20 protein-coding genes and 1 pseudogene are annotated in these 21,543 nt (G+C 61.7%); 4 read left to right on the top strand and 17 right to left on the bottom strand.

Going from position 1 to position 21,543, the window contains the following annotated elements; translation table 11 throughout:
- Positions 1 to 18: 18 nt before the first annotated feature.
- A pseudogene (locus CXF97_RS12375) lies at positions 19 to 606 on the bottom strand (MFS transporter); the annotation flags it as partial.
- A 198-nt stretch (positions 607 to 804) separates the two neighbouring features.
- Between CXF97_RS12375 and CXF97_RS12370 the strand changes: the two are divergent.
- A complete protein-coding gene (locus CXF97_RS12370; protein ID WP_101158723.1) occupies positions 805 to 4,275 on the top strand; it encodes a PAS domain-containing hybrid sensor histidine kinase/response regulator in 3,471 nt (1,156 codons plus the stop codon).
- A 447-nt stretch (positions 4,276 to 4,722) separates the two neighbouring features.
- Here the strand turns inward: CXF97_RS12370 and rmuC are convergent, their stop codons facing one another.
- Both rmuC and CXF97_RS12360 read right to left on the bottom strand, forming a co-directional pair.
- Positions 4,723 to 6,087 carry a DNA recombination protein RmuC gene (rmuC, locus tag CXF97_RS12365; RefSeq protein ID WP_178081178.1) on the bottom strand — a complete coding sequence of 455 codons (1,365 nt, stop codon included), beginning with the start codon at positions 6,085 to 6,087 and terminating at the stop codon, positions 4,723 to 4,725.
- Between the two features lie 175 nt (positions 6,088 to 6,262).
- Positions 6,263 to 6,586: a hypothetical protein gene (locus tag CXF97_RS12360; protein WP_101158721.1), complete on the bottom strand. Its 324-nt coding sequence runs from the start codon at positions 6,584 to 6,586 to the stop codon at positions 6,263 to 6,265.
- 907 nt (positions 6,587 to 7,493) lie between these two features.
- Here CXF97_RS12360 and CXF97_RS12350 point away from each other — a divergent pair.
- The 3 genes from CXF97_RS12350 to CXF97_RS12340 all read left to right on the top strand — a co-directional run bounded on the left by CXF97_RS12350 (position 7,494) and on the right by CXF97_RS12340 (position 9,891).
- Positions 7,494 to 7,718 carry a hypothetical protein gene (locus tag CXF97_RS12350; protein ID WP_016773719.1) on the top strand — a complete coding sequence of 75 codons (225 nt, stop codon included), beginning with the start codon at positions 7,494 to 7,496 and terminating at the stop codon, positions 7,716 to 7,718.
- Positions 7,719 to 7,990: 272 nt separating this feature from the next.
- Positions 7,991 to 8,473 (top strand): hypothetical protein, encoded by a 483-nt coding sequence (locus tag CXF97_RS12345; protein ID WP_024012180.1) that lies wholly within the window; start codon positions 7,991 to 7,993, stop codon positions 8,471 to 8,473.
- A gap of 146 nt (positions 8,474 to 8,619) precedes the next feature.
- Positions 8,620 to 9,891 carry an OmpP1/FadL family transporter gene (locus tag CXF97_RS12340; protein WP_101158720.1) on the top strand — a complete coding sequence of 424 codons (1,272 nt, stop codon included), beginning with the start codon at positions 8,620 to 8,622 and terminating at the stop codon, positions 9,889 to 9,891.
- A 111-nt stretch (positions 9,892 to 10,002) separates the two neighbouring features.
- On the opposite strand, the gene CXF97_RS12335 is transcribed toward CXF97_RS12340, so the two are convergent.
- The 14 genes from CXF97_RS12335 to cobO form a co-directional block, all read right to left on the bottom strand.
- A complete protein-coding gene (locus tag CXF97_RS12335; protein WP_101158719.1) occupies positions 10,003 to 10,563 on the bottom strand; it encodes a glutathione peroxidase in 561 nt (186 codons plus the stop codon).
- Between the two features lie 54 nt (positions 10,564 to 10,617).
- Complete coding sequence (locus CXF97_RS28455; RefSeq protein ID WP_256589799.1) at positions 10,618 to 10,740, bottom strand: hypothetical protein; 123 nt, start codon at positions 10,738 to 10,740, stop codon at positions 10,618 to 10,620.
- Positions 10,737 to 11,945, bottom strand: coding sequence for an MFS transporter (locus tag CXF97_RS12330; RefSeq protein ID WP_101158718.1), 1,209 nt, complete (start codon positions 11,943 to 11,945; stop codon positions 10,737 to 10,739). Before CXF97_RS12330 ends, CXF97_RS28455 begins: the two co-directional genes overlap by 4 nt.
- Positions 11,946 to 11,997: 52 nt before the next feature.
- Positions 11,998 to 12,402 (bottom strand): MarR family winged helix-turn-helix transcriptional regulator, encoded by a 405-nt coding sequence (locus CXF97_RS12325; RefSeq protein ID WP_101158717.1) that lies wholly within the window; start codon positions 12,400 to 12,402, stop codon positions 11,998 to 12,000.
- A gap of 108 nt (positions 12,403 to 12,510) precedes the next feature.
- Entirely contained in the window at positions 12,511 to 13,233 is a 723-nt protein-coding gene (locus tag CXF97_RS12320; RefSeq protein WP_101158716.1) for an adenosylcobinamide-GDP ribazoletransferase, read from the bottom strand.
- A gap of 1 nt (position 13,234) precedes the next feature.
- Positions 13,235 to 13,810, bottom strand: a complete 576-nt coding sequence (gene cobC / locus CXF97_RS12315; protein WP_101158715.1) for an alpha-ribazole phosphatase family protein — start codon at positions 13,808 to 13,810, stop codon at positions 13,235 to 13,237.
- Positions 13,807 to 14,862 (bottom strand): nicotinate-nucleotide--dimethylbenzimidazole phosphoribosyltransferase, encoded by a 1,056-nt coding sequence (gene cobT / locus CXF97_RS12310; RefSeq protein ID WP_101158714.1) that lies wholly within the window; start codon positions 14,860 to 14,862, stop codon positions 13,807 to 13,809. The genes cobC and cobT overlap by 4 nt, the downstream gene beginning before the upstream one ends.
- Positions 14,859 to 15,380, bottom strand: coding sequence for a bifunctional adenosylcobinamide kinase/adenosylcobinamide-phosphate guanylyltransferase (cobU, locus tag CXF97_RS12305; protein ID WP_101158713.1), 522 nt, complete (start codon positions 15,378 to 15,380; stop codon positions 14,859 to 14,861). Before cobU ends, cobT begins: the two co-directional genes overlap by 4 nt.
- A 120-nt stretch (positions 15,381 to 15,500) precedes the next feature.
- The gene (locus CXF97_RS12300; protein ID WP_101158712.1) at positions 15,501 to 16,952 is read right to left on the bottom strand and encodes a cobyric acid synthase; all 1,452 of its coding nucleotides are present in this window, start codon (positions 16,950 to 16,952) and stop codon (positions 15,501 to 15,503) included.
- Entirely contained in the window at positions 16,949 to 17,941 is a 993-nt protein-coding gene (gene cobD, locus CXF97_RS12295; protein ID WP_101158711.1) for a threonine-phosphate decarboxylase CobD, read from the bottom strand. The genes CXF97_RS12300 and cobD overlap by 4 nt, the downstream gene beginning before the upstream one ends.
- Positions 17,934 to 18,842 carry an adenosylcobinamide-phosphate synthase CbiB gene (cbiB, locus tag CXF97_RS12290; RefSeq protein WP_101158710.1) on the bottom strand — a complete coding sequence of 303 codons (909 nt, stop codon included), beginning with the start codon at positions 18,840 to 18,842 and terminating at the stop codon, positions 17,934 to 17,936. Before cbiB ends, cobD begins: the two co-directional genes overlap by 8 nt.
- Positions 18,839 to 19,489, bottom strand: a complete 651-nt coding sequence (gene bluB / locus CXF97_RS12285) for a 5,6-dimethylbenzimidazole synthase (protein WP_101158709.1) — start codon at positions 19,487 to 19,489, stop codon at positions 18,839 to 18,841. Before bluB ends, cbiB begins: the two co-directional genes overlap by 4 nt.
- A complete protein-coding gene (locus CXF97_RS12280; protein WP_101158708.1) occupies positions 19,486 to 20,886 on the bottom strand; it encodes a cobyrinate a,c-diamide synthase in 1,401 nt (466 codons plus the stop codon). Before CXF97_RS12280 ends, bluB begins: the two co-directional genes overlap by 4 nt.
- Entirely contained in the window at positions 20,883 to 21,494 is a 612-nt protein-coding gene (gene cobO / locus CXF97_RS12275) for a cob(I)yrinic acid a,c-diamide adenosyltransferase (RefSeq protein WP_101158707.1), read from the bottom strand. Before cobO ends, CXF97_RS12280 begins: the two co-directional genes overlap by 4 nt.
- Positions 21,495 to 21,543 lie beyond the last annotated feature (49 nt).

Below are 21,543 nucleotides of genomic sequence, written 5' to 3'. Positions count from 1 at the left end.
TAACCGAAACAGCGGCGTTTAAGGAGCGCGACACACGTTACACACCTGTGGACGCAGACTGAGCAGCAGCGCGGCCACGGCCAGCACGATCAGCACGGCCCCGTAACCGTCGGTGGTCGCCAGCAACCCGAAGCTGCGCGCAATGTGTCCGGCAAGCAACGCCGGCAGACAGAACGCCAGATAACTGAGCACGTAATAAGCCGACATCAACCCGGCCCGTTCATGCGGCAAAGCCAATGGCACCAGGCTGCGTACCGCACCGAGGAAGCCCGAACCGAAGCCACAACCGGCGATCAGCGTGCCGAAGAAAAACAGCGACAGACTGGCGCCATGCACGCCGAGCAGAATCAGAATCAGCCCGACCGGCAGCAAACCTGCACCCAAGCGCAACGCCTGATTGGCCGGACGCTTGCGCATCGTGAAGATCATCAGCGCCCCGGTCACGGTCAGCGTCGCGACGGTCGCGCCACCGATCAGATTGGATGTCGAGCCAGTGGCCGTGCGGACCAACGAAGGCGCCAGCGAGGCGTAAAAACCACCGAGCGCCCAGGTTGCAGTGTTCAATGGCAACACCCGCCACAAGGTTGAGCGCGCTTGCACTGGCACACATCAACATCAAAATATCGCAGCGTGCCGCAGCTCCTACACGATTGCGCCCGGGCAGTGTCAACGCACAAACGCAACGATCCATGCCTGCGACACCCCGCCACGCCACGACCTTGGTCGACACTGACTAACCGCCTCTCGCATGCGAGACTGTCCGCCCGGGCAGGAGTGCCCGGCGTCTTTTGTCGGGAGTGCTGCATGTCGTTGTCCACCGGGCTGATCGCCGTCGTTGCCCTGGCCTACATGGCCATCATGTTCGCTATCGCCTTCTACGGCGACCGTCGCAGCACACCATTGCCGCCGCGCGTGCGTGCCTGGGTATACAGCCTGTCGCTGGCCGTTTACTGCACCAGTTGGACATTCTTCGGCGCGGTCGGTCAGGCGGCGGAACAACTGTGGTCATTCCTGCCGATCTACCTCGGGCCGATCCTGCTGCTGGTCGGCGCGCCGTGGGTCCTGCAGAAAATGGTGATGATCAGCAAACAGGAGAACATCACCTCCATCGCCGACTTCATCGCCGCGCGCTACGGCAAATCGCAATCGCTGGCGGTGGTCGTGGCGCTGATCTGCCTGGTTGGCGTGTTGCCTTATATTGCCTTGCAGCTCAAAGGCATCGTCCTCGGCGTGAACCTGTTGATCGGCGCCGGCGCCGATGCCATGGGCACTCGCGCTCAGGACACCGCGCTGATCGTGTCGCTGGTGCTGGCGTTGTTCACCATCGTTTTCGGCACGCGCAACCTCGACGCCACCGAACACCACCGAGGCATGGTGCTGGCGATCGCTTTCGAATCGCTGGTCAAGCTGTTCGCCTTTCTCGCCGTCGGCGCCTTCGTCACGTACGGCCTGTATGACGGTTTCGACGACCTGTTCAATCAGGCGATGCTCGCCCCGCGCCTTGAAGCCTATTGGAAAGAAACCATCAACTGGCCGTCGATGGTGGTGCAGACCGGCGTGGCGATGATGGCGATCATCTGCCTGCCTCGGCAATTTCACGTCACCGTGGTGGAGAACATTGATCCGCAGGATCTGCGCTTGGCGAAATGGGTGTTCCCGGCCTACCTGGCTCTGGCCGCACTGTTTGTCGTCCCGATCGCTCTCGCCGGTCAGATGATGCTGCCCAGCCACGTGCTACCCGACTCGTTCGTGATCAGCCTGCCGCTGGCCCAGGCCCATCCGGCGCTGGCGATGCTGGCGTTTATCGGTGGCGCATCGGCAGCGACCGGCATGGTGATTGTCGCCAGCGTTGCGCTGTCGACCATGGTTTCCAACGACATGCTGTTGCCGTGGCTGCTGCGTCGTAATAACGCCGAGCGCCCGTTCGAAGTGTTCCGCCAGTGGATGCTCTCGGTGCGCCGGGTGAGCATCGTGGTGATCCTGCTGCTGGCCTACGTCAGTTATCGCTTGCTTGGCTCGACCGCGAGCCTGGCGACCATTGGCCAGATTGCCTTCGCGGCGGTGACGCAACTGGCACCGGCGATGCTCGGCGCGTTGTACTGGAAACAGGCAAATCGCCGTGGCGTGTTCGCCGGTCTGGCCACTGGCACTTTCCTCTGGTTCTACACGCTGGTATTGCCGATTGCCGCGCACAGTCTCGGTTGGTCGCTGACGAGTTTCCCGGGGTTGGCGTGGCTGCACAGCAATCCGCTGAACCTGCCGATCACACCGTTGACCCAAGGCGTGGTGTTGTCGCTGGCTGGTAATTTCACGTTATTTGCCTGGGTCTCGGTGCTGTCGCGCACGCGGGTTTCGGAACATTGGCAGGCCGGGCGCTTTATCGGCCAGGAAATCAGCGAGCGTCCTAATGCTCGTTCGATGCTGGCAGTGCAGATCGACGATCTGCTGCAACTGGCGGCACGATTTGTCGGCGAAGAACGTGCGCGGCAAAGCTTCATTCGTTTCGCTTACCGCCAGGGCAAAGGCTTCAACCCCAACCAGAACGCCGACAGCGAATGGATTGCCCACACCGAACGCTTGCTCGCCGGTGTTCTTGGCGCTTCTTCGACGCGCGCCGTAGTAAAGGCCGCCATCGAAGGCCGGGAAATGCAGCTGGAGGACGTAGTCCGAATCGCTGACGAAGCCTCGGAAGTGCTGCAATTCAACCGCGCACTGCTGCAAGGCGCGATCGAAAACATCACGCAAGGCATCAGCGTGGTCGACCAATCGCTGAAACTGGTGGCGTGGAACCGGCGTTATCTGGAGCTGTTCAACTACCCCGACGGCCTGATCAGCGTCGGAAGGCCGATTGCCGACATCATTCGCTACAACGCCGAACGCGGTTTGTGCGGCCCCGGCGAAGCGGAAGTGCACGTTGCCCGGCGTCTGCACTGGATGCGTCAGGGCCGTGCGCACACTTCCGAACGGCTGTTCCCCAATGGTCGAGTGATCGAACTGATCGGCAACCCGATGCCCGGCGGCGGTTTCGTCATGAGTTTCACCGACATTACCGCGTTCCGCGAAGCCGAACAGGCGCTGACCGAGGCCAACGAAGGGCTGGAACAACGGGTCAGCGAGCGCACCCAGGAACTGTCGCAACTCAACGTCGCACTCACCGAAGCCAAGGGCAACGCCGAGGCGGCCAACCAGTCGAAAACCCGCTTCCTCGCCGCCGTCAGCCATGACTTGATGCAGCCGCTGAACGCCGCGCGTCTGTTCTCCGCCGCCCTCTCCCATCAAAACGAAGGCTTGAGCGCAGAGGCGCAGCAGTTGGTGCAACACCTCGACAGCTCACTGCGTTCGGCGGAAGACCTGATCAGCGATCTGCTGGACATCTCGCGCCTGGAAAACGGCAAGATCAACCCTGATCGCAAAGCGTTCGCCGTCAATGAGCTGTTTGACACCCTCGGTGCCGAGTTCAAAGCGCTGGCGCAGGAGCAGAAACTGACGTTCCGCGTGCGGGGTAGCCAATTGCGCATCGACAGCGACATCAAGCTGCTGCGGCGGATTTTGCAGAACTTCCTCACCAACGCGTTCCGCTACGCCAAAGGCCCGGTGCTGCTGGGCGTGCGCCGGCGTGACGACGAATTGTGTCTGGAAGTCTGGGATCGCGGCCCGGGTATTCCGGAAGACAAGCAGCAGGTGATTTTCGAAGAATTCAAACGCCTCGACAGCCACCAGACCCGCGCCGAGAAGGGCCTGGGTCTGGGGCTGGCGATCGCCGACGGCTTGTGCCGCGTGCTCGGACATACCTTGCGCGTTCGCTCATGGCCGGGGCGCGGCAGTGTGTTCAGCGTGACGGTGCCCATTGCCCGTACGCAAACGCCTCCGGCAAGTGCCACCGTGGAACTAAACGGCAAACTGCTCAGCGGCGCGCAGGTGCTGTGCATCGATAACGAAGACAGCATTCTGATCGGCATGAACAGCCTGTTGAGTCGCTGGGGCTGCCAGGTGTGGACGGCGCGCAACCGCGAAGAATGCGCGGCGATACTGGCTGAAGGCGTGCGGCCGCAACTGGCGCTGGTCGACTATCACCTCGACCACGGCGACACTGGCACAGAGCTGATGGCGTGGTTGCGCACGCGGCTGGGCGAACCGGTGCCCGGCGTGGTCATCAGCGCAGATGGGCGCCCGGAGACCGTGGCCCAGGTGCACGCGGCGGGACTGGATTATCTGGCCAAACCGGTGAAGCCGGCGGCGTTGCGGGCACTGTTGAGTCGGTATTTGCCGCTGTAGAGGGTGCTCTTGCAGACGCCTTCGCGAGCAGGCTCGCTCCCACAGAAAAGCAAAAGCAAAAGCAAAAGATCGCAGCCTTCGGCAGCTCCTACACAATGAGCGCAAGCTCGAGTGCTTTTGATCTTGATTCACCGGCGACGTCGGAAGGCTGAGTGGAGGGATTGATCCGGGCGTGGGAGCGCAGCGACCGTCTGGCGCAGCCAGACACAGCGCAAATAGGTGCAGCGAAGCAAACCGTAGCCGCTGCGCCCGGATCAGTCCCGGAGCGAAGGAACCCGAGCCTGCGAGGGCCGAACGTAGGAGCTAGCGTTTTTTGCTTATTTTTTTGGGGCCGGCATTCCGGGCGCTTGTAAAAAAGTAAGTCGCCGTCAGGCGAAACCGCCAGCGGCCACGACCGCAGCAACGGATATGCCCCCAATCAGCCAGAAAAAAACGAGCCTGGGAATTTTACTCAGGCAACTCAACCAACCCATCAACATCCGTCATCGCCCGCTCCAGCAGATCCGCCGGCAAGCTCTTGCTCGCCCGCGCACCGAGCAACTTCAATTGCTCACTACGACTGACCAGATTGCCGCGCCCTTCTGTGAGCTTGTTACGCGCTGAGCTGTAAGCCTTGTCCAGTTGCTGCAGACGATTGCCCACTTCGTCCAGATCCTGAATAAACAACACGAACTTGTCGTACAGCCAGCCCGCGCGCTCGGCGATTTCCCGGGCGTTCTGGCTCTGCCGCTCCTGCTTCCACAGACTGTCGATCACCCGCAGCGTGGCCAGCAACGTGGTCGGGCTGACAATCACGATGTTGCGGTCAAAAGCTTCCTGAAACAGCGACGGTTCAGCCTGTAACGCCGCGGAAAATGCTGCCTCAATCGGTACGAACAGCAAAACGAAATCCAGGCTGTGCAAGCCTTCCAGACGTTTGTAATCCTTACCGGCCAGGCCTTTGACGTGATTGCGCAGCGACAGCACGTGCTGTTTGATTGCGATCTGCCCGAGGGTGTCGTCATCTGCCGCAACATATTGTTGATAAGCGGTGAGGCTGACCTTCGAATCGACCACCACCTGCTTGTCGCCGGGCAGGTAAATGATCACATCGGGCTGGAAGCGCTCGCCGTCCGGGCCTTTGAGATTGACCTGCGTCTGGTACTCGCGACCCTTTTCCAGACCAGCGTGCTCAAGAACGCGCTCGAGGATAAGTTCGCCCCAATTGCCCTGGGTTTTCTGACCCTTGAGCGCGCGGGTCAGATTGGTCGCTTCGTCGCTCAAACGCAGATTCAACGCCTGCAAACGCTCCAGCTCCTTGGCCAGCGAGAAACGCTCGCGGGCTTCAGCCTGATAGCTTTCTTCCACGCGTTTTTCAAAGGACTGGATGCGCTCTTTCAACGGATCGAGCAACTGTCCGAGCCGTTGTTGGCTGGTTTCGGCAAAGCGCTGCTCGCGGTCATCGAAGATCTTGCCGGCCAGTTCGGCGAACTGTGCACGCAACTCATCGCGCGAGCCCTGCAGATCGTTCAGGCGTTGTTGATGGCTTTCCTGTTGCTCACGCAGTTCGGCGCTGAGCGATGCCGCGTGAGCATCAAGACGGCGCAACTCAGCGTCCTTGTTGGCGCGTTCGAGGTTCCACGCGTGGGAAGCATCGCGGGCGTCATCACGCTCGATCTGCAGCAATTCGACTTCGCGCCGCAGGGCGGCAAGGTCTGCCTGCTTGGCAGCGTTGGCCTGGCCGAGGTCGGCAATTTCATCGCGGCTCGCTTCAAGCTGCGCGGTGAGGCCGTCCTGGGCCAGTTGCGCCATGGCCAGGCGCTCTTCGAGCAAGGCCAGATCGGCCTGGCCGCTGCTGGCCCGGCGTTGCAGTTGCCAGGCCAGCGCCAGCAGCGGCAACCCTGCTGCCGCAAGACCAAGCAATGCGCTGGTCAAGTCCATAGCCATAGCGACTCCTGCCAATCGGATAAAGCCTGAAGGTTAACCAAGGTGTCAGGCCTTGGACAGCTCAGTCTTCGATCAGACCGAGTTCCTGCTGCGCGCGTCGGTCACCGGCGCGGGCCGCCTGACGCAACAACTCCTGACCGATACGGCGGTCACGGGCGTTACCGCATTCACGACAAATCAACTGGCCGAGGCGGCTTTGCGCGGCGACAACGCCTTCCCGGGCCGGTTGTTTAAGCAGGCGCCCGGCAAGATGCTTGGCGCTCGGGCTGTCGCTCAGGCGCGGCGCATCGAGCAGCCATTCAGCCACGCGCACGGAAAAACGCTTGGGGGCGGTAACGGAGGACGGGTTGGAGGTGACAGAGTCTGATACTGAGCGAAACTTCATAAAGCACTGCGGGACAGATCGGAAGGCGCGCCACTTTACTCTCTTTTTCTTACAGGTAAAGTCGAAAAAAACCCGGCACGCCCGTCCTAGAGCAAGCGCTAGGGACAATCCACAGAAGCTGTGGATAAGTCAGTGGACAACCGCCTTCCAATCCTCGCAAAGCCTTATGGAATGGGGCTCGCAGTCAAACTGACGATTTTTTCACCAACAAAAAAAGGCGATATTTTTCATTGACTTAAACTTTTCATACAGGCAGCGGCTGGAGTCAGGATTGATGTGACAGTTGCGTTACGCTCTGCGCAACCAATGTGCACAAGTACCTGTGAGCCGGTTATATGCACGCGCTTTTTCGAGTCGCTTTGCTCGGTTATCAAAGGTCAAGAGCGCTTATGAAAACGTGGGCGCCGACGGATGGTCAAACCCGAACACGGCCATTCGTCCTTTTTTTGAGCTGGAGTTTGCTTCGCCAGAAAGGATCCGTTACTATCCGCGGCGTTAGTACCAAGCTGAAAGTCAATTCCGGTCGAACATCTCCCACGGTCAACTTCCAACAGGAAGCCAGTGCCGAAAAAAGCGAGAACGACCCCTCGATGGTTTCCAGGTAAATCTTGCGACAACGCCGCCTTTGAATGAAAGCAAAGGGCGTTGCGAAGACCACTTACTCTGACCGAACCAACCTGCAAATTGATCAGGATCTTCACCCCGGGCCCAGAACCTTTGCCCTCGCTGTGATGCCTGTCCTCCTAAGTACCTACCTGCCAGCCCAAGCGCGCTCATTTATCAGCGCTTCAAACTGGCTGCTTTGTTCCAGTCGGGTTCTTCGTTTGATCAATGGTGATCAACGTTACTGGAACGTTTTAACGTTGCACGGTCTTATCCGTGTCATTTGTAGGAACACCTAATAACTATGTCTACTCAAATCCAGACTCAGGATGCCATTCGCACCCTAACCAACGCTTTTGCTCCAATGAACTGCCTGATCATGGCCGCTCGCAAAGGCTGCTTCAGCTTCACCGTGGTCAATGAACACGGCATTGCTCGTCACAGCGAGCGTTTGTACCCCGATCAATACTCCAGCGCCGAACCGCTGCAGGCGGTGATCGAGCGTACACGTCAGGCACTGGTTGCCTGAAAGCCGGACAGGCTGCAAAAGCAAAGCCCTGCTGCAAAGCGGGGCTTTTTATTGCCTAATATTTCACTGTTAGCGCTGCGCTTCTAAGCATGTTCCGATCTAACGCCAGGAAAGCCATGGCACAAATATTTTAAAAACAAACCTTTACACGCTGAATATGACACTACACTTCAACTCAAGCGGCGTGACCCGCTTGCGGCGAGCCTGAGTCGATCCACTGCTGCCAAAGCCCCCTTCAGGACTCGCCCCCAACAACAAGAACCGAGGGTGTTATGGGTATCGCTGCCAGCGAACTGTGCCGCTATGTGATCCGTCCCACATTGATCTATCTGGGACGCCACTGCGCAACCGCCGAATCCCTGCTGCTGGGTATCGCTGCCAGCCAATCCGCCCTAGGCTCTGCCCTGCATGACCGCCGTGGCCACGGCCTCTACCGAATCGCCGAGCATCGCCACCAGGCGCTTTGGGATGATTACCTGGCGCTCGATCCGGAGCGCGCCAGCCTGGTGCGCGGCCTCGCCAGCCAGCATGCGTTTCTCAGCGGCCCGCATCTGGAACTGACCGTCAACCTGCGTTACGCCACTGCCATCGCCTGGCTGCTGGTGGAAGAACAGAACCCCACCCTCCCCGCGCCGACCGACCTGCTCGGCATGGCGCGCATCTGGCGCCAGACCTTCCAGCCGCAAGGCCGTTTGCGCGACTTCACCTATGCCTGGCAAACCTGTGTTTCACCGCTGAATCAGGTCGCTTGCTGACCGGGCGGTTTCAAAAGTTCTCGCATCAGGCCGGCATTTTGGTCGGATTGTCCTACAAAACCGCTCTAACTCAAGGCATTCAGGCTATAGCGCTGGGACGAAAATGTTGGTAATTTTCGCCCCGGTGATCACCAGGAGTTCTAATAATGAAAAAAGTCATGCTCAAAACCACCCTTAGCCTCGCCGTTACCCTTGCCTCCACACACATCTTCGCGGCAGGTTTTGCCCTCAACGAACAAAGCATCAGTGGGATGGGGACTGGTTTTGCCGGGCGATCTTCTTCTGCCGACGACGCAAGCACTGTTTATGGCAACCCGGCCGGCATGGCGCGCATCAAGCGCGAACAGGTCACCGGCGGCGTCGCCCTGGTCGACGCGCATACCGATATCAGCGATACCAGCTCCAGCCCTAATGGCGGCAGCAACAAGGGCGACATGGTGCCCCTCACCGCCGTACCAATGGGCTTTTATGTAAAACCGATCGATGATCACTGGGCATTCGGTCTCGGCGTGTATGTACCGTTTGGCCTGATCACGGATTATGAAAACGGCTTCGCCGGCCGTTACTTCGGCAGCAAATCCGAAGTGCAGGTCATCACCTTCCAGCCGACCGTCAGCTACGCCTTCAACGACAAGGTATCGATCGGTTTCGGCCCCACCATCAACCGCATCGACGGCTCGCTGGAATCCAACCTGTCGATTACCCAGGCACTGCCGGATGGCAAGGTCAAGATCAAGGGTGACGACACCGCGCTGGGCTATAACGTCGGCTTGCTGGTCCAGGCCACCGACACCACGCGTGTGGGCCTGACTTATCACTCAAAAGTCGACTACAAGCTCGAAGGCAACACCAAGGTCAATTACAACGCGCTGGCGCTCGTGGGCGTTGGCGCCAGTCAGAAGTACGACGCTTCGCTGAAGATCACCACGCCGGAATCCGTGGACCTGTCGGTCACTCAGGCGATCAACGATCGCTGGAATGTCTACGCCGGTACCACCTGGACCCGCTGGAGCCAGCTGGACAAGATCACCGTGAAGAACTCCGGTGTGCAGCCTCTGCTTGCCAGTCAGTTCGGTACGATCAATGAAGATCAGAACTGGCATGACTCGTGGGCCTACGCCGTGGGTACCTCGTATCAGCTGAACAAGGAATGGGTACTGCGTACCGGTCTGACCTTCGACCAGTCGCCAACCAATAACGAAGACCGCTCGCCGCGCATCCCGACTGGCGACCGCACCATCTTCAGTATCGGTGCCGGCTGGAGCCCGACCGACGACCTGACCATCGACGTCGCGTACTCGTACCTGAAAGAAGAGTCGGTCAACATTCGCAACGAAAACAACCGTGGCCAGACCTACGATGCCAAGTATGAAAACTCGGCAAACGGCTTCGGTGTCGGCGCGACTTACCGCTTCTGATGCACCTTGGCGAGGTTAACCCCTCGCCTCCAAAAAAGCCCCGCTCTCTTCGCAGAGGCGGGGCTTTTTCATGCCTGAAATCCGTACAACGTGCAGGATCATCACAAGGCGTCAGGGCTTCAGCGGTTTCGACGCGATTGCCTTCTCGATCGCGGCGATAAACTCGGGGTCATCCGGTTTGGTCAAACTGGAAAAATTCGCCACCACCTTGCCCTGCCGGTCGACCACGTACTTGTAGAAATTCCACTTCGGCGCATTGCTTTGCGCGGCCAGCACCTGGAACAGATGGGTGGCGTCGTCGCCGCGAACTTTCTGCGGCTCGGTCATGTTGAAGGTCACGCCGTAGTTGGCGTAGCAGACCTTGGCCGTTTCCACGCTATCCTTGGACTCCTGCTTGAAGTCATTCGACGGCACGCCAAGCATTTCCAGCCCTTGCGCCTTGTAGCGTTTGTTCAGCGCTTCAAGTCCTTCGAACTGCGGGGCGAAACCGCAGAAGCTGGCGGTATTGACTACCACCAGTGGCTTGTCGGCGTACTGCTTGCACAGATCGATGGATTCCCTGGCGCGCAACTTCGGCAGCGAGCCTTGCAGCAGCTCCGGACATTCGCCAGCCTGAGCCAGACCAGTCAACGCCATCAGCAACGCGGGAACAGCACACCAGCGCATCAACATGTCGAAATCCTTAGGCAGTCATCAAGGTTTCGACGTTACTCGCCACGCTGCCATCTAGCAAATGCTCATGCCCAACTGCATCAGCGCCAGACCGCCGCGCTGCCAGCCCCACCACACCAGCGCCAGCAGCGCCGCCGCCAGTGCGGCAATGGCGAACCGCGTGCCGATCCGGCTCATGCTGCGCTCGCCGCAGCTTGCAGCCGCGCCACCGGACGCTCGCGCACCGGCCAGTTCAGCGCTGCCGCCAGCAGGCTCAAGACAACCGCTACTTGCCAGATCAATTCATAACTCCCGGTCCGGTCGTACACAACCCCGCCCAGCCAGCCCCCCAGGAACGAGCCGAGCTGATGGAAAAGAAAGACGATGCCACCGAGCATGGACAAATTGCGCACGCCGAACAAGGTTGCCACCGTACCGTTGGTCAGCGGCACCGTCGAGAGCCACAGGAACCCCATGGCCATGCCGAACAGATACGCCGACGTGGTCGTCACCGGCAACCACAGGAACAGCACGATCACCACTGCGCGCAACAGATACAAGGCAGTCAGCAGGCGCGGTTTGGACATGCGCCCGCCGAGCCAGCCGGCGGTATAAGTACCGAAGATGTTGAACAACCCGATCAACGCCAGCACCGTGGTGCCGACGCTCGCCGGCAGATGCTGATCGACCAGATACGCTGGCAAGTGCACGCCAATGAACACCACCTGAAAACCGCAGACAAAAAAGCCGAACGCCAGCAGCCAGAAACCGGAGTGCGAGCAAGCTTCGCGCAGCGCTTCGGAAAGAGTCTGTTCATGGCCAAGCACCGGCAGCGGCTTGTCCTTGAGCATGCTCACCAGCGGCACGATCATCGCCACCAGCAGGCCCAACACCAACAGCGCCGCCGACCAGCCGAGCCAACCGATCAACCCGAGAGTACCCGGCAGCATGGCGAACTGGCCGAACGAACCGGCGGCACTGGCTATGCCCATGCCCATGCTGCGTTTGTCGGCAGGCACGGCGCGGCCGACCACGCCGAGGATCACCGAGAACGAAGTGCCGGACAAACCGATGCCGATCAACAGGCCGGCGCTCAATGACAGGCTCAGCGGCGAATCGGCCAGCCCCATGCAGACCAGGCCCAGCGCATACAGCACACCGCCAATCAGCACCACTTTCGCCGCACCGAAGCGGTCGGCCAGCGCGCCGGTAAACGGTTGCGCCAGGCCCCAGATCAGGTTTTGCAGGGCGATGGCAAAGGCAAAGACTTCGCGCCCCCAGCCGAATTGCGCGCTCATTGGCGACAGGAACAGACCAAATCCATGGCGCACACCCAATGACAACGCCAGGATCAGCGCACTCCCCAGCAACACCCAACCGCACGTACGCCACATCGTTGTCATTATTGTTCTCCGGTCGCGGGTATATACCCGCTTGGGCTCGAGCAAACTGGCGTCAAGCCAGTTCGTCGAGCAGTTTGAGCAAGGTTTCGCGCTTCTCGACACCGAGACGGTCAATCAGCCGCTGTTGCGCCGCTTCCCACGCTGGCAATGCCGCCGCCAGGCGCTGCACACCGGTTTCGGTGAGACGCACGATGCGGTTGCGCATGTCCTCGCCTTCGGCCAGCGCCACCAGACCTTCGCCCTCGAGCACGCGCAAATTGCGCCCGAGCGTGCTGCGATCCAGGCCCATGGCCTCGGCGAGTTCGGAAATGCTCGGCTGCTCCAGGCGCTGCAGATTGCACAGCAGAGAATACTGGGCAACGTTGATCCCGAAGCCGTCGAGAGCGCCGTCGTAATGCCTGCTGACGCCACGCGCGGCGCGACGCAGATTGGTGCACAAACACTGAGAAGGAAGCATGATGCGTGTATATACCCGCGACTGTGTTAAATCAAGTTACAGATGACCACACCCATAACATTTGTGGTGCCTGCTCGCGAAGAGGCCAGCATCATCAGCGCAAATCTTTCAGACCAAAGCGAGGCCGACCAACACCCCCATCTCCAGCAATTCCAGCAATGCCCCCGCCGTGTCCCCGGTAGCCCCGCCCAACCGCCGCATCATCATCCGCCGCAGCCAGACAAACACACCCAGCGAAATCAGCACCGCGCCGAAGCCGGCGATCAGCGCGCATCCCAAGGCACTCAACCCCAGCATCCACCACCCCGCTTTACGCGGCAGATGATCGGCCAGCGCCTGCCCCAAACCACCCGCACGCACATACGGCGTAGTCAGAAACAACCCCAACAGCCCCGCTCGCCCAAGCACCGGCACGATGATGAGCGCCAAGGTATGCCCTTGTTCGATCAGCGCCAGCAGTGCGGCGAATTTCAACAACAACACCAGCACCAGCGTGACCACCGCAATCGGCCCGCTGCGTGGATCCTTCATGATCGTCAGCGTGCGCTCGCGATCACCGAAGCCGCCGAGCCAGGCATCGGCGCTATCCGCCAGGCCATCGAGATGCAATGCGCCGCTGAGCCATACCCACACAGTCAATAACAGTGCCGCATGCAGCAACAACGGAGCGCCGAATAACAACAGATGCATCGCATAGAGGACCAGCCCGAACAACAACCCCACCAGCGGATAAAACAGCAACGACCGCCCCAGCTGTTGCGGTTCGGGCATGCCCGGCAGGCGAATCGGCAGGCTGCTGAGAAACTGCAAGGCGATCCACAGCGGCAACATGTCAGTAACCTTCCTTGAGCATGCCGTCAGCCGCGACGGTCAGTGCGAACAGTGCGCCGTGGCCGACTTCGACATTGAGCAGCTGCTCGCGCGGCAGCCCTCGCGCCTGCGTGAGCAACAAGCGCATCACGCCGCCGTGGCTGACCAGCAGAATCCGCTCACCGGAGTAGACCGCGTGCAGACGCGACACCGCCGCCAGGACCCGCGTGGAAAACTCGCTGACCGGCTCACCCTGCGGTGGCGTAAATCCATAGGGATCAGCCCAGAACAGCCCCAGCGCTTCGGCATCCGTTTCCATCAACGCCGCCGCGCTCTGCCCTTCCCACGCGCCGAAATGCAGCTCTTGCAGATCTTTGTCCAGATGCACCGACAGGTTCAATCGCTCACCGAGTTCGGCGGCGAAGCGCGCGCAACGCTGCAATGGCGAGCTGACAATGCGATCCCACGGCCCGCCTTCAACCACCGCTGCACGCATCTGCGCCCAGCCGTTTTCGGTCAGCGCGTCGTCGAGGCTGCCGCGCAGGCCGCCGCCCAGTTCCGTTTCACCGTGGCGCAGCAGATCCAGGCGCAGGCTCATGCCGGGCGATCCGCTACGGCCGCTTCAGCGAACGTCGCCATCTGCCCGTGCAGGTCACAAGCCAGGCGCAACAACGGCACTGCCAACGCCGCGCCACTGCCCTCGCCCAAGCGCAGGCCGAGGTCCAGCAACGGTTCAGCGCTGAGCGTTTCCAGCACATGGCGATGGCCCGGCTCGGCGCCGCGATGGCCGAACAACAGCCACTGGCTACAGGCCGGATTCAGGCGCACCGCGACCAGCGCCGCGACCGTGCAGATGAAACCGTCGACCAGTACCGCAATGCCTTCCTGCGCGCAGGCCAGATAAGCGCCGACCAACGCGGCAATCTCGAAACCGCCGAGGTTGAACAGCGTCTGCAAGGCATCGCCACGCTGCGCACCATGCAACGCCAGCGCGCGTTCGATCACTTGCGCCTTGCGACTGACGCCAGCGGCATTCAGCCCAGTGCCCGGGCCGGTGAGGTGCGCCACCGGGCAATCGAGCAACGCGCAGGCCAGCGCACTGGCGGCGGTAGTGTTGCCGATGCCCATTTCGCCGCCGATGAACAACTGCGCACCGGCAGCCTTGGCGCGTAACACGCTGTCGCGGCCCGCCTGCAAGGCCAATTCGCCCTGGGCCGGATTCATCGCTGAGCCCTGAACGAAATTCGCCGTTCCCGGGCCAATGTTCATGTGCCGCACGCCGGGCAGATTCAGCGCTGGATTCACTGTGCCCAGATCGACCACTTCCAGTTGCGCGCCGAGTTGACGCGCCAGCACGCTGATCGCCGCGCCGCCGCTGACGAAATTGAGCAGCATCTGTCCGGTGACTTCCTGCGGATAAGCCGAAACCCCCTCCGACACCACGCCGTGATCGCCAGCGAAAATCGCGATCCAGATGTGCTCCAGCGTTGGCTTGGGCTGACCTTGCAAGCCGGCCAGTTGCACGGCCACCGATTCAAGGCGTCCCAGCGAACCGGCCGGTTTGGTCAATTGCTGCTGGCGCTCGGTCGCTTGCGCAACGATCTCGGCATTCACGGATTTGCATGGGTTCAGCCACCAGGTCGGGCTCATAACGCAGGTCCTTTCAAAGTCAGGGGCAGGCCGGCGACGGTCAGCACAACTCGCTGACAGCGCTCGGCCAGAGCTTGGTGCAGCCAACCGGCTTCATCGACATAACGACGAGTCAGTTCGCCCAGCGGCACGACCCCCATTCCGGTCTCGTTGCTGACGAAAATGATCTCGCCTGGCAGCGCGGCCAGGCAGTCAATCAAGGCTTCACGCTCGGCGGCGAGACGTTCGGCGTCGTCGAGCATCAGCAGATTGGTCAGCCACAGCGTCAGGCAATCGACCAGCACGCAGCACTCGGCGCCAGCGGATTCGCGCAGCACGCGGGCCAGTTCCAGTGGCTCTTCAATCAATGCCCAGTCGGCCGGGCGGCGTGCGCGGTGATGGGCGACGCGTTGGTTCATTTCGCCGTCGAGCGGTTGGCTGGTGGCGATGTAGGTGACCGCCAGATGGCTGTCACTGGCGAGTTTTTCCGCCAGACGACTCTTGCCGGAGCGGGCGCCGCCGAGGATCAGTTGGAGCATGGGTTCATCCAAAAATGTGTGGTGAGGCAACCGGCCCCTTCGCGGGCAAGCCCGCTCCCACAGTTGATCGCATTTTCCTGTGGGAGCGAGCCTGCTCGCGAAAGGGCCAGCCCAGACAACTCAAATCCCGCAGAGCTGACGCAACAGCCCGGTATCCAGATGCTTCTCCACCAGATCCGCCAGCCGCTCGATATCGCGCTCGCGCAAGCCGTGGTAATCGACCTCCTGCACGTCGCTCAACCCGGCCCAGCGCAACAACGCCGCACTCGCCTCGGGGGATTCGAACAAACCATGCAGATAGGTACCGAACACCTGGCCATCAGCACTCTGCGCGCCATCGCAACGTCCGTCGTCCAGTTGCACGGCCGCGTTTTCCAGCGCCGGTCCGGTGGTCACCCCGGCATGAATTTCATAACCGCTGACTGCGGCGTTTTCCAACGCCAGCCGCCCGTGCACGTTGCGCAGTTGCTTCTCGGCTTCGAGTTGCGTTTCGAACGCCAGCAGACCCAGACCGGCGCTGGAGCCTGCAGCGCCTTCGAGGCCGAGCGGATCATGCACGTGCTCACCAAGCATCTGCAGACCGCCGCAAATCCCCAGCACCTTGCCGCCGTAACGCAGATGCCGATTGATTGCCGCGTCCCAGCCATTGGTGCGCAGATAAGCCAGATCACTGCGCACGCTTTTCGAGCCCGGCAGGATGATCAGATCGGCGGCAGGAATCGCCTGCCCCGGGCCGACGAATTGCAGATCGACCTGCGGATGCAGACGCAGCGGGTCGAAGTCGGTGTGATTGCTGATGCGCGGCAGCACCGGCACCACCACTTTCAACACTCGCTCGGCCTTGTCGGTCTGGCGTTGGTCGATGCCGTCCTCGGCCTCAAGGTGCAGATCCATCACGTAGGGCAACACGCCCACCACCGGTTTGCCGGTGCGCTGTTCCAGCCAGTCGAGGCCCGGTTGCAGCAAAGCGATATCGCCGCGAAAACGGTTGATGATGAAGCCTTTGACCCGCGCCTGTTCGCTCGGTGAAAGCAGTTCCAGCGTGCCGACCAAATGGGCAAACACCCCACCGCGATTGATGTCAGCGATCAGTAGCACCGGGCAATCGACCGCCTCGGCAAAGCCCATGTTGGCAATGTCGCCGGCGCGCAGATTGATCTCCGCCGGCGAACCGGCGCCTTCGACTATCACCAGCGGATACGCCGCGCTGAGCCGCGCATGGGAAGCGAGCACCGCTTGCATCGCGATGGCCTTGTAATCGTGATAAGCGACGGCATTCATCGTCGTCACCGCGCGGCCATGAATGATCACTTGCGCGCCGGTGTCACTGTTGGGCTTTAGCAGCACCGGGTTCATGTCAGTGTGCGGTTCAAGGCCGGCCGCCTGCGCCTGCACCGCTTGAGCGCGACCGATCTCGCCGCCGTCAGCGGTCACTGCGCTGTTGAGCGCCATGTTCTGCGGTTTGAACGGCACCACCGCCACGCCTTGGCGAGTGGCCCAGCGGCACAACGCCGTGACCAGCGTGCTCTTGCCGGCATCGGACGTGGTGCCTTGCACCATCAGAGTGGTCATGAATTGTCCTTGGCGAACGCTTGCAACGCCTGTTCGAGGCGCAGCTCTTGCGTGGCATCGGCAGGCAGGCCGAAACGCACACTGCTGTTGTGAATGAAGAGGCGCAGGAGGATGCCGCGCCGGGCGAGGAACTCGTGCAGCGCTTCGGCGCGCTCGGTGATCAGCCACTGAAACAGCGCGCAGCCACCCTGCGGGGCGAAGCCGCAACGGGTCAGCAGCGCCGCCAGCCGTTCGCTCGCTTCATCGCTGCGAATCCGCTGACGGGTATGACCCTCGGTGTCTTGCAGGCACGCCGTACCGAGCACCCGCGTCGGCCCGCTCACGGCCCACGGCCCGACCTGTTCGGCGAGCAGTTTGAGCAACTTGCGCTCGGCCAGCACAAAGCCGAGGCGCACCCCGGCCAGACCGAAAAACTTGCCGAACGAACGCAACACCACCAACCCGACCTGATGCGCATAGGGCGCCAAACTCAGTTGCGGCGTGTTGTCCATAAACGCTTCGTCGACCACCAGCCAGCCACCGCGTTGCGCCAACCGCGCATGCCAGTCGAGCAGGCGCGCCGGGGTCAGGCTCAGGCCGGTCGGATTGTTCGGGTTGACCACCACCAGCACATCGAGGCTGTCGAGAAAGAACTCGACTTCCTGCTCGAGCACTTCCCGGACGATATAACCGCTGCGCCGCCAGGCTTCGGCGTGCTCGGCATAGCACGGCGACAATACGCCAACCTTGCCGGCCCGGCGCAGGCGCGGCAGCAGCTGGATGGCCATTTGCGAGCCGGCCACCGGCAACACCTGCGCCGCGCCGTAGTAGTCGCAGGCAGCCTGCTCCAGTCCGTCGTCGGTTTCCGGCAGGCGTGCCCAGGCGCGCAGCGGGATCTCGGGGATCGGGAACGGCCACGGCGCGAGGCCGCTGGACAGGTCGAGCCAGTCGGCCTCGACGATCCCGTAATCGAGTGCAGCCTTGCGCAACCGGCCACCGTGCTCAAGCATAAAATTGCGCCCCCAGGCAAAGCATCAGCAGCCACAACCATACGCCGCGCTGGACCAATTGCCAGCCACGGTCGATGGAATCGGCATCGGCCGGCGCACCTTCGCCCAGTTGCGGGCGCTCGTGCAGTTCGCCGTGATAGATCGCCGGGCCGCCCAACTCGACGCCCAGCGCGCCGGCACCCGCCGCCATCACTGGGCCGGCGTTGGGGCTGTCCCATTTTGGCGCCTGGGTACGCCAGCACCTCAGTGCGAGTCGGGTTTTGCCCAGTAGCGCGTAGGTCAACGCCACCAGACGCGCAGGAATGTAATTGAGCAAGTCGTCGATTTTCGCTGCCGCCCAGCCGAAACGTTCGAAGCGTTCGTTGCGATAACCCCACATCGCATCGAGGGTATTGCTCAGTCGATAGAGCACCACGCCCGGTGCTCCGGCGACGACAAACCAGAACAGCGCGGCGAACACCGCATCGCTGCCGTTCTCCAGCACCGACTCCGTGGCGGCGCGGGCAACGGCGTTGCCGTCGAGTTCATCGGTCTGGCGGCTGACCAGGTATCCGACGCGCTTGCGCGCCTCGTCCAGATCATTGGCGCGCAACGCCGCTGCGACCGGCGCGACATGTTCGCCGAGGCTGCGCATGCCGAGGGCGCAGTACAGCGCGAGAATTTCGACAATCCAGCCCACGTAAGGCGCCCAGGAAAATGCCGTGGCGAGCAAGGTCAGGGGGAGCACCGCGAGTACCCACGCCGTCACGCCATGGCTGCGCCAGCCACGACCGCCGGCGTTGAAGCGTTGCTCGATGCGCCCGGCGAAATTGCCGAACGCCACCAGCGGATGCCAGCGTTTCGGTTCACCTAGCAGCGCATCCAGCGCTACCGCGGCGACACTCAGCAACGCCACACTCATTGACTCACTCCCCAATAATTTTCGTACAGCAACTCGTTCAGCGGCCGCGCCTGCGCCCAGCCTTCAAGCACCAGCATCGGCGCCGGATAGAATTCCTTGACCGGGCCCAGACACAACACCGCCAGCGGCTTGGCACCGGCCGGCAGCTTGAGCAAATCCGCCAAGGCTTGCGGTTCGAACAGCGAGACCCAGCCCATGCCCAGGCCTTCGGCACGGGAGGCCAGCCATAGATTCTGGATCGCGCAGGACAACGAGGCCATGTCCATTTCCGGCAACGTGCGCCGGCCGAAGATGTGCTTTTCGCGGTCGTCCATCAGCGCCGCGACCAATACTTCAGCGCAATCGTTGATGCCTTCGACCTTGAGTTGCATGAACTCATCGCTGCGCTCGCCGAGAGCTTCGGCGGTGCGCACGCGTTCTTCCTCGACCAGATCGCGGATCTGCCCGCGCAGGCTGCGGTCGCTGATGCGGATGAAGCGCCAGGGCTGCATCAGACCGACGCTTGGAGCTTGATGAGCGGCTTCCAATAAACGTCGCAGCAGCTGCGGTTCAACGCTGCCACCGGTGAAGTGGCGCATGTCGCGGCGTTCGGCGATGGCCTTGTAGACCGCTGCGCGTTCAGCTTCGGAGAATGTGTTGTCGGTCATGGCCTCTTCGCGAGCAGGCTCGCTCCCACAGGGGATCTCATTTCTTCAGGAAGCTCACCATTCAATGTGGGAGCGAGCTGGCTCGCGAAGACGGCCTCACGGTCGGGCGCAAACAACGCAGCAATCGCGGTCGGATTCGACGGGAAATAAAAGTGCACATAAGAAGCCGTCATCCGCCCCTCACGATAAACCGCCTCAGCGCCACGCCCGCCATTCGGGCTCAAGCCCCGGGCAATCGGCGCCAGCTCAGTGGTGGTCAGCGAATGATGATACGTATGCCCTCGCAAAGAACCTTCCGGCAACTCGACCGCCTGCAACGCCAGCGCCGCAAGACGCTTCTGCATCACCGCATCGCCCTTGAGCAAACCAACCAGTTCAGCACGGGTGCCTTCGACATCAGTCAACGAATCAAGCAGATAAAGCATTCCGCCACATTCGGCGAGCAACGGCTTGCCCGCCGCATGGTGCGCGCGGATCGCTGCAAGCATCGAGGTGTTTTGCGCCAGCGCGACGTGATGCAGCTCCGGATAACCGCCCGGCAAATAGAGGCTGTCTGCGTCGGGCAATTGCGTGTCGCGGATTGGCGAGAAGAAATGCAGCTCGGCGCCCATCGCCCGCAGCAGATCGAGGCTCGCGCCATAGGTAAAGGCAAACGCTTCATCACGAGCCACGGCGATGCGCACACCCCTTAATAGAGGCTCGGCGGCGATGACGTCAGGCGCAGCGAATTCCACGGCCGGTGGCAGCGCGACCTGGCAGCTGCTGGCCAGCGCATCGGCGGCCGCATCGAGGCGTACATCAAGGTCATTCAATTCGCCGGCCTGGACCAGGCCGAGGTGGCGGCTCGGCAACTCGATGCCAGTCTCGCGAGACAGCGCGCCGTACCAGCGCAGTCCTTCGGTGAGGCTGCCTTCGAGCAATTGCGCGTGGCGCAAGGTGCCGACGCGGTTGGCCAGCACGCCAGCGAACGGCAAGTCCGGCTGATACTTCGCCAGGCCCAGCGCCAAGGCGCCGAAGGTCTGCGCCATCGCAGTGCCGTCGATCACCCCGAGCACCGGCACACCGAAATGACGCGCCAGGTCAGCGCTGGACGGCGTGCCGTCGAACAAGCCCATCACGCCCTCGATCAGAATCAGGTCCGCCTCGGCCGCAGCTTCCCACAACAACCGGCGACTTTCCTGCTCGCCGACCATCCACATGTCCAATTGATATACCGGCGCACCGCTGGCGCGCTCGAGGATCATCGGGTCGAGAAAGTCCGGGCCGCATTTGAACACGCGGACCTTGCGTCCCTGGTTGCGATGCAAACGAGCGAGCGCGGCGGTGACGGTGGTCTTGCCCTGACCGGAGGCCGGCGCGGCGATCAGCACCGCCGGGCAGTGACGTGGTTGCTTCAAAGTTCGACGCCTTTCTGCGCTTTGATGCCGGCCTGGAAGGCGTGTTTGAGCATGCCCATCTCGGTGACCGTGTCGCCCATCTCGATCATTTCCGGCTTGGCGCCGCGACCGGTGACGACCACATGCTGCATCGGCGGACGTGCCTGCAGATCACTGAGCACCTGATCCAGATCGAGGTAGCCATGCTTGAGCGCGATGTTCAACTCATCGAGCACCACCAGACCGATCGCCGGGTCGCGCAACAATTCGCGGGAGACTTCCCAAGCCGCGGTCGCAGCGGCGATGTCGCGCTGACGATCCTGGGTTTCCCAGGTGAAGCCTTCGCCCATGACGTGGAAACGCACCTGCTCGGGGAAGCGGCGGAAGAACAATTCTTCGCCGGTGCTGTTGCGGCCCTTGATGAACTGCACCACACCGCATTGCATGCCGTGGCCCATGGCGCGGGCGAGCATGCCGAACGCCGAGCTGCTCTTGCCTTTGCCATTGCCGGTCAGCACCAGTACCAAGCCACATTCGTCGGGCGAATTGGCGATGCGTTCGTCGATCACGGCTTTCTTGCGCTGCATGCGCGCCAGATGGCGTTCGTCGCGCTCGGGGGAATCGTTCATTGGGGAGCTCTCCGTTGAGGCTGGATAACGGCGGGCAGGCACAAGAATA

It is taken from the genome of Pseudomonas sp. Choline-02u-1, from assembly GCF_002836515.1.
Lineage (GTDB): Bacteria > Pseudomonadota > Gammaproteobacteria > Pseudomonadales > Pseudomonadaceae > Aquipseudomonas.
This window is presented reverse-complemented; position numbering and strand designations above follow the sequence as displayed.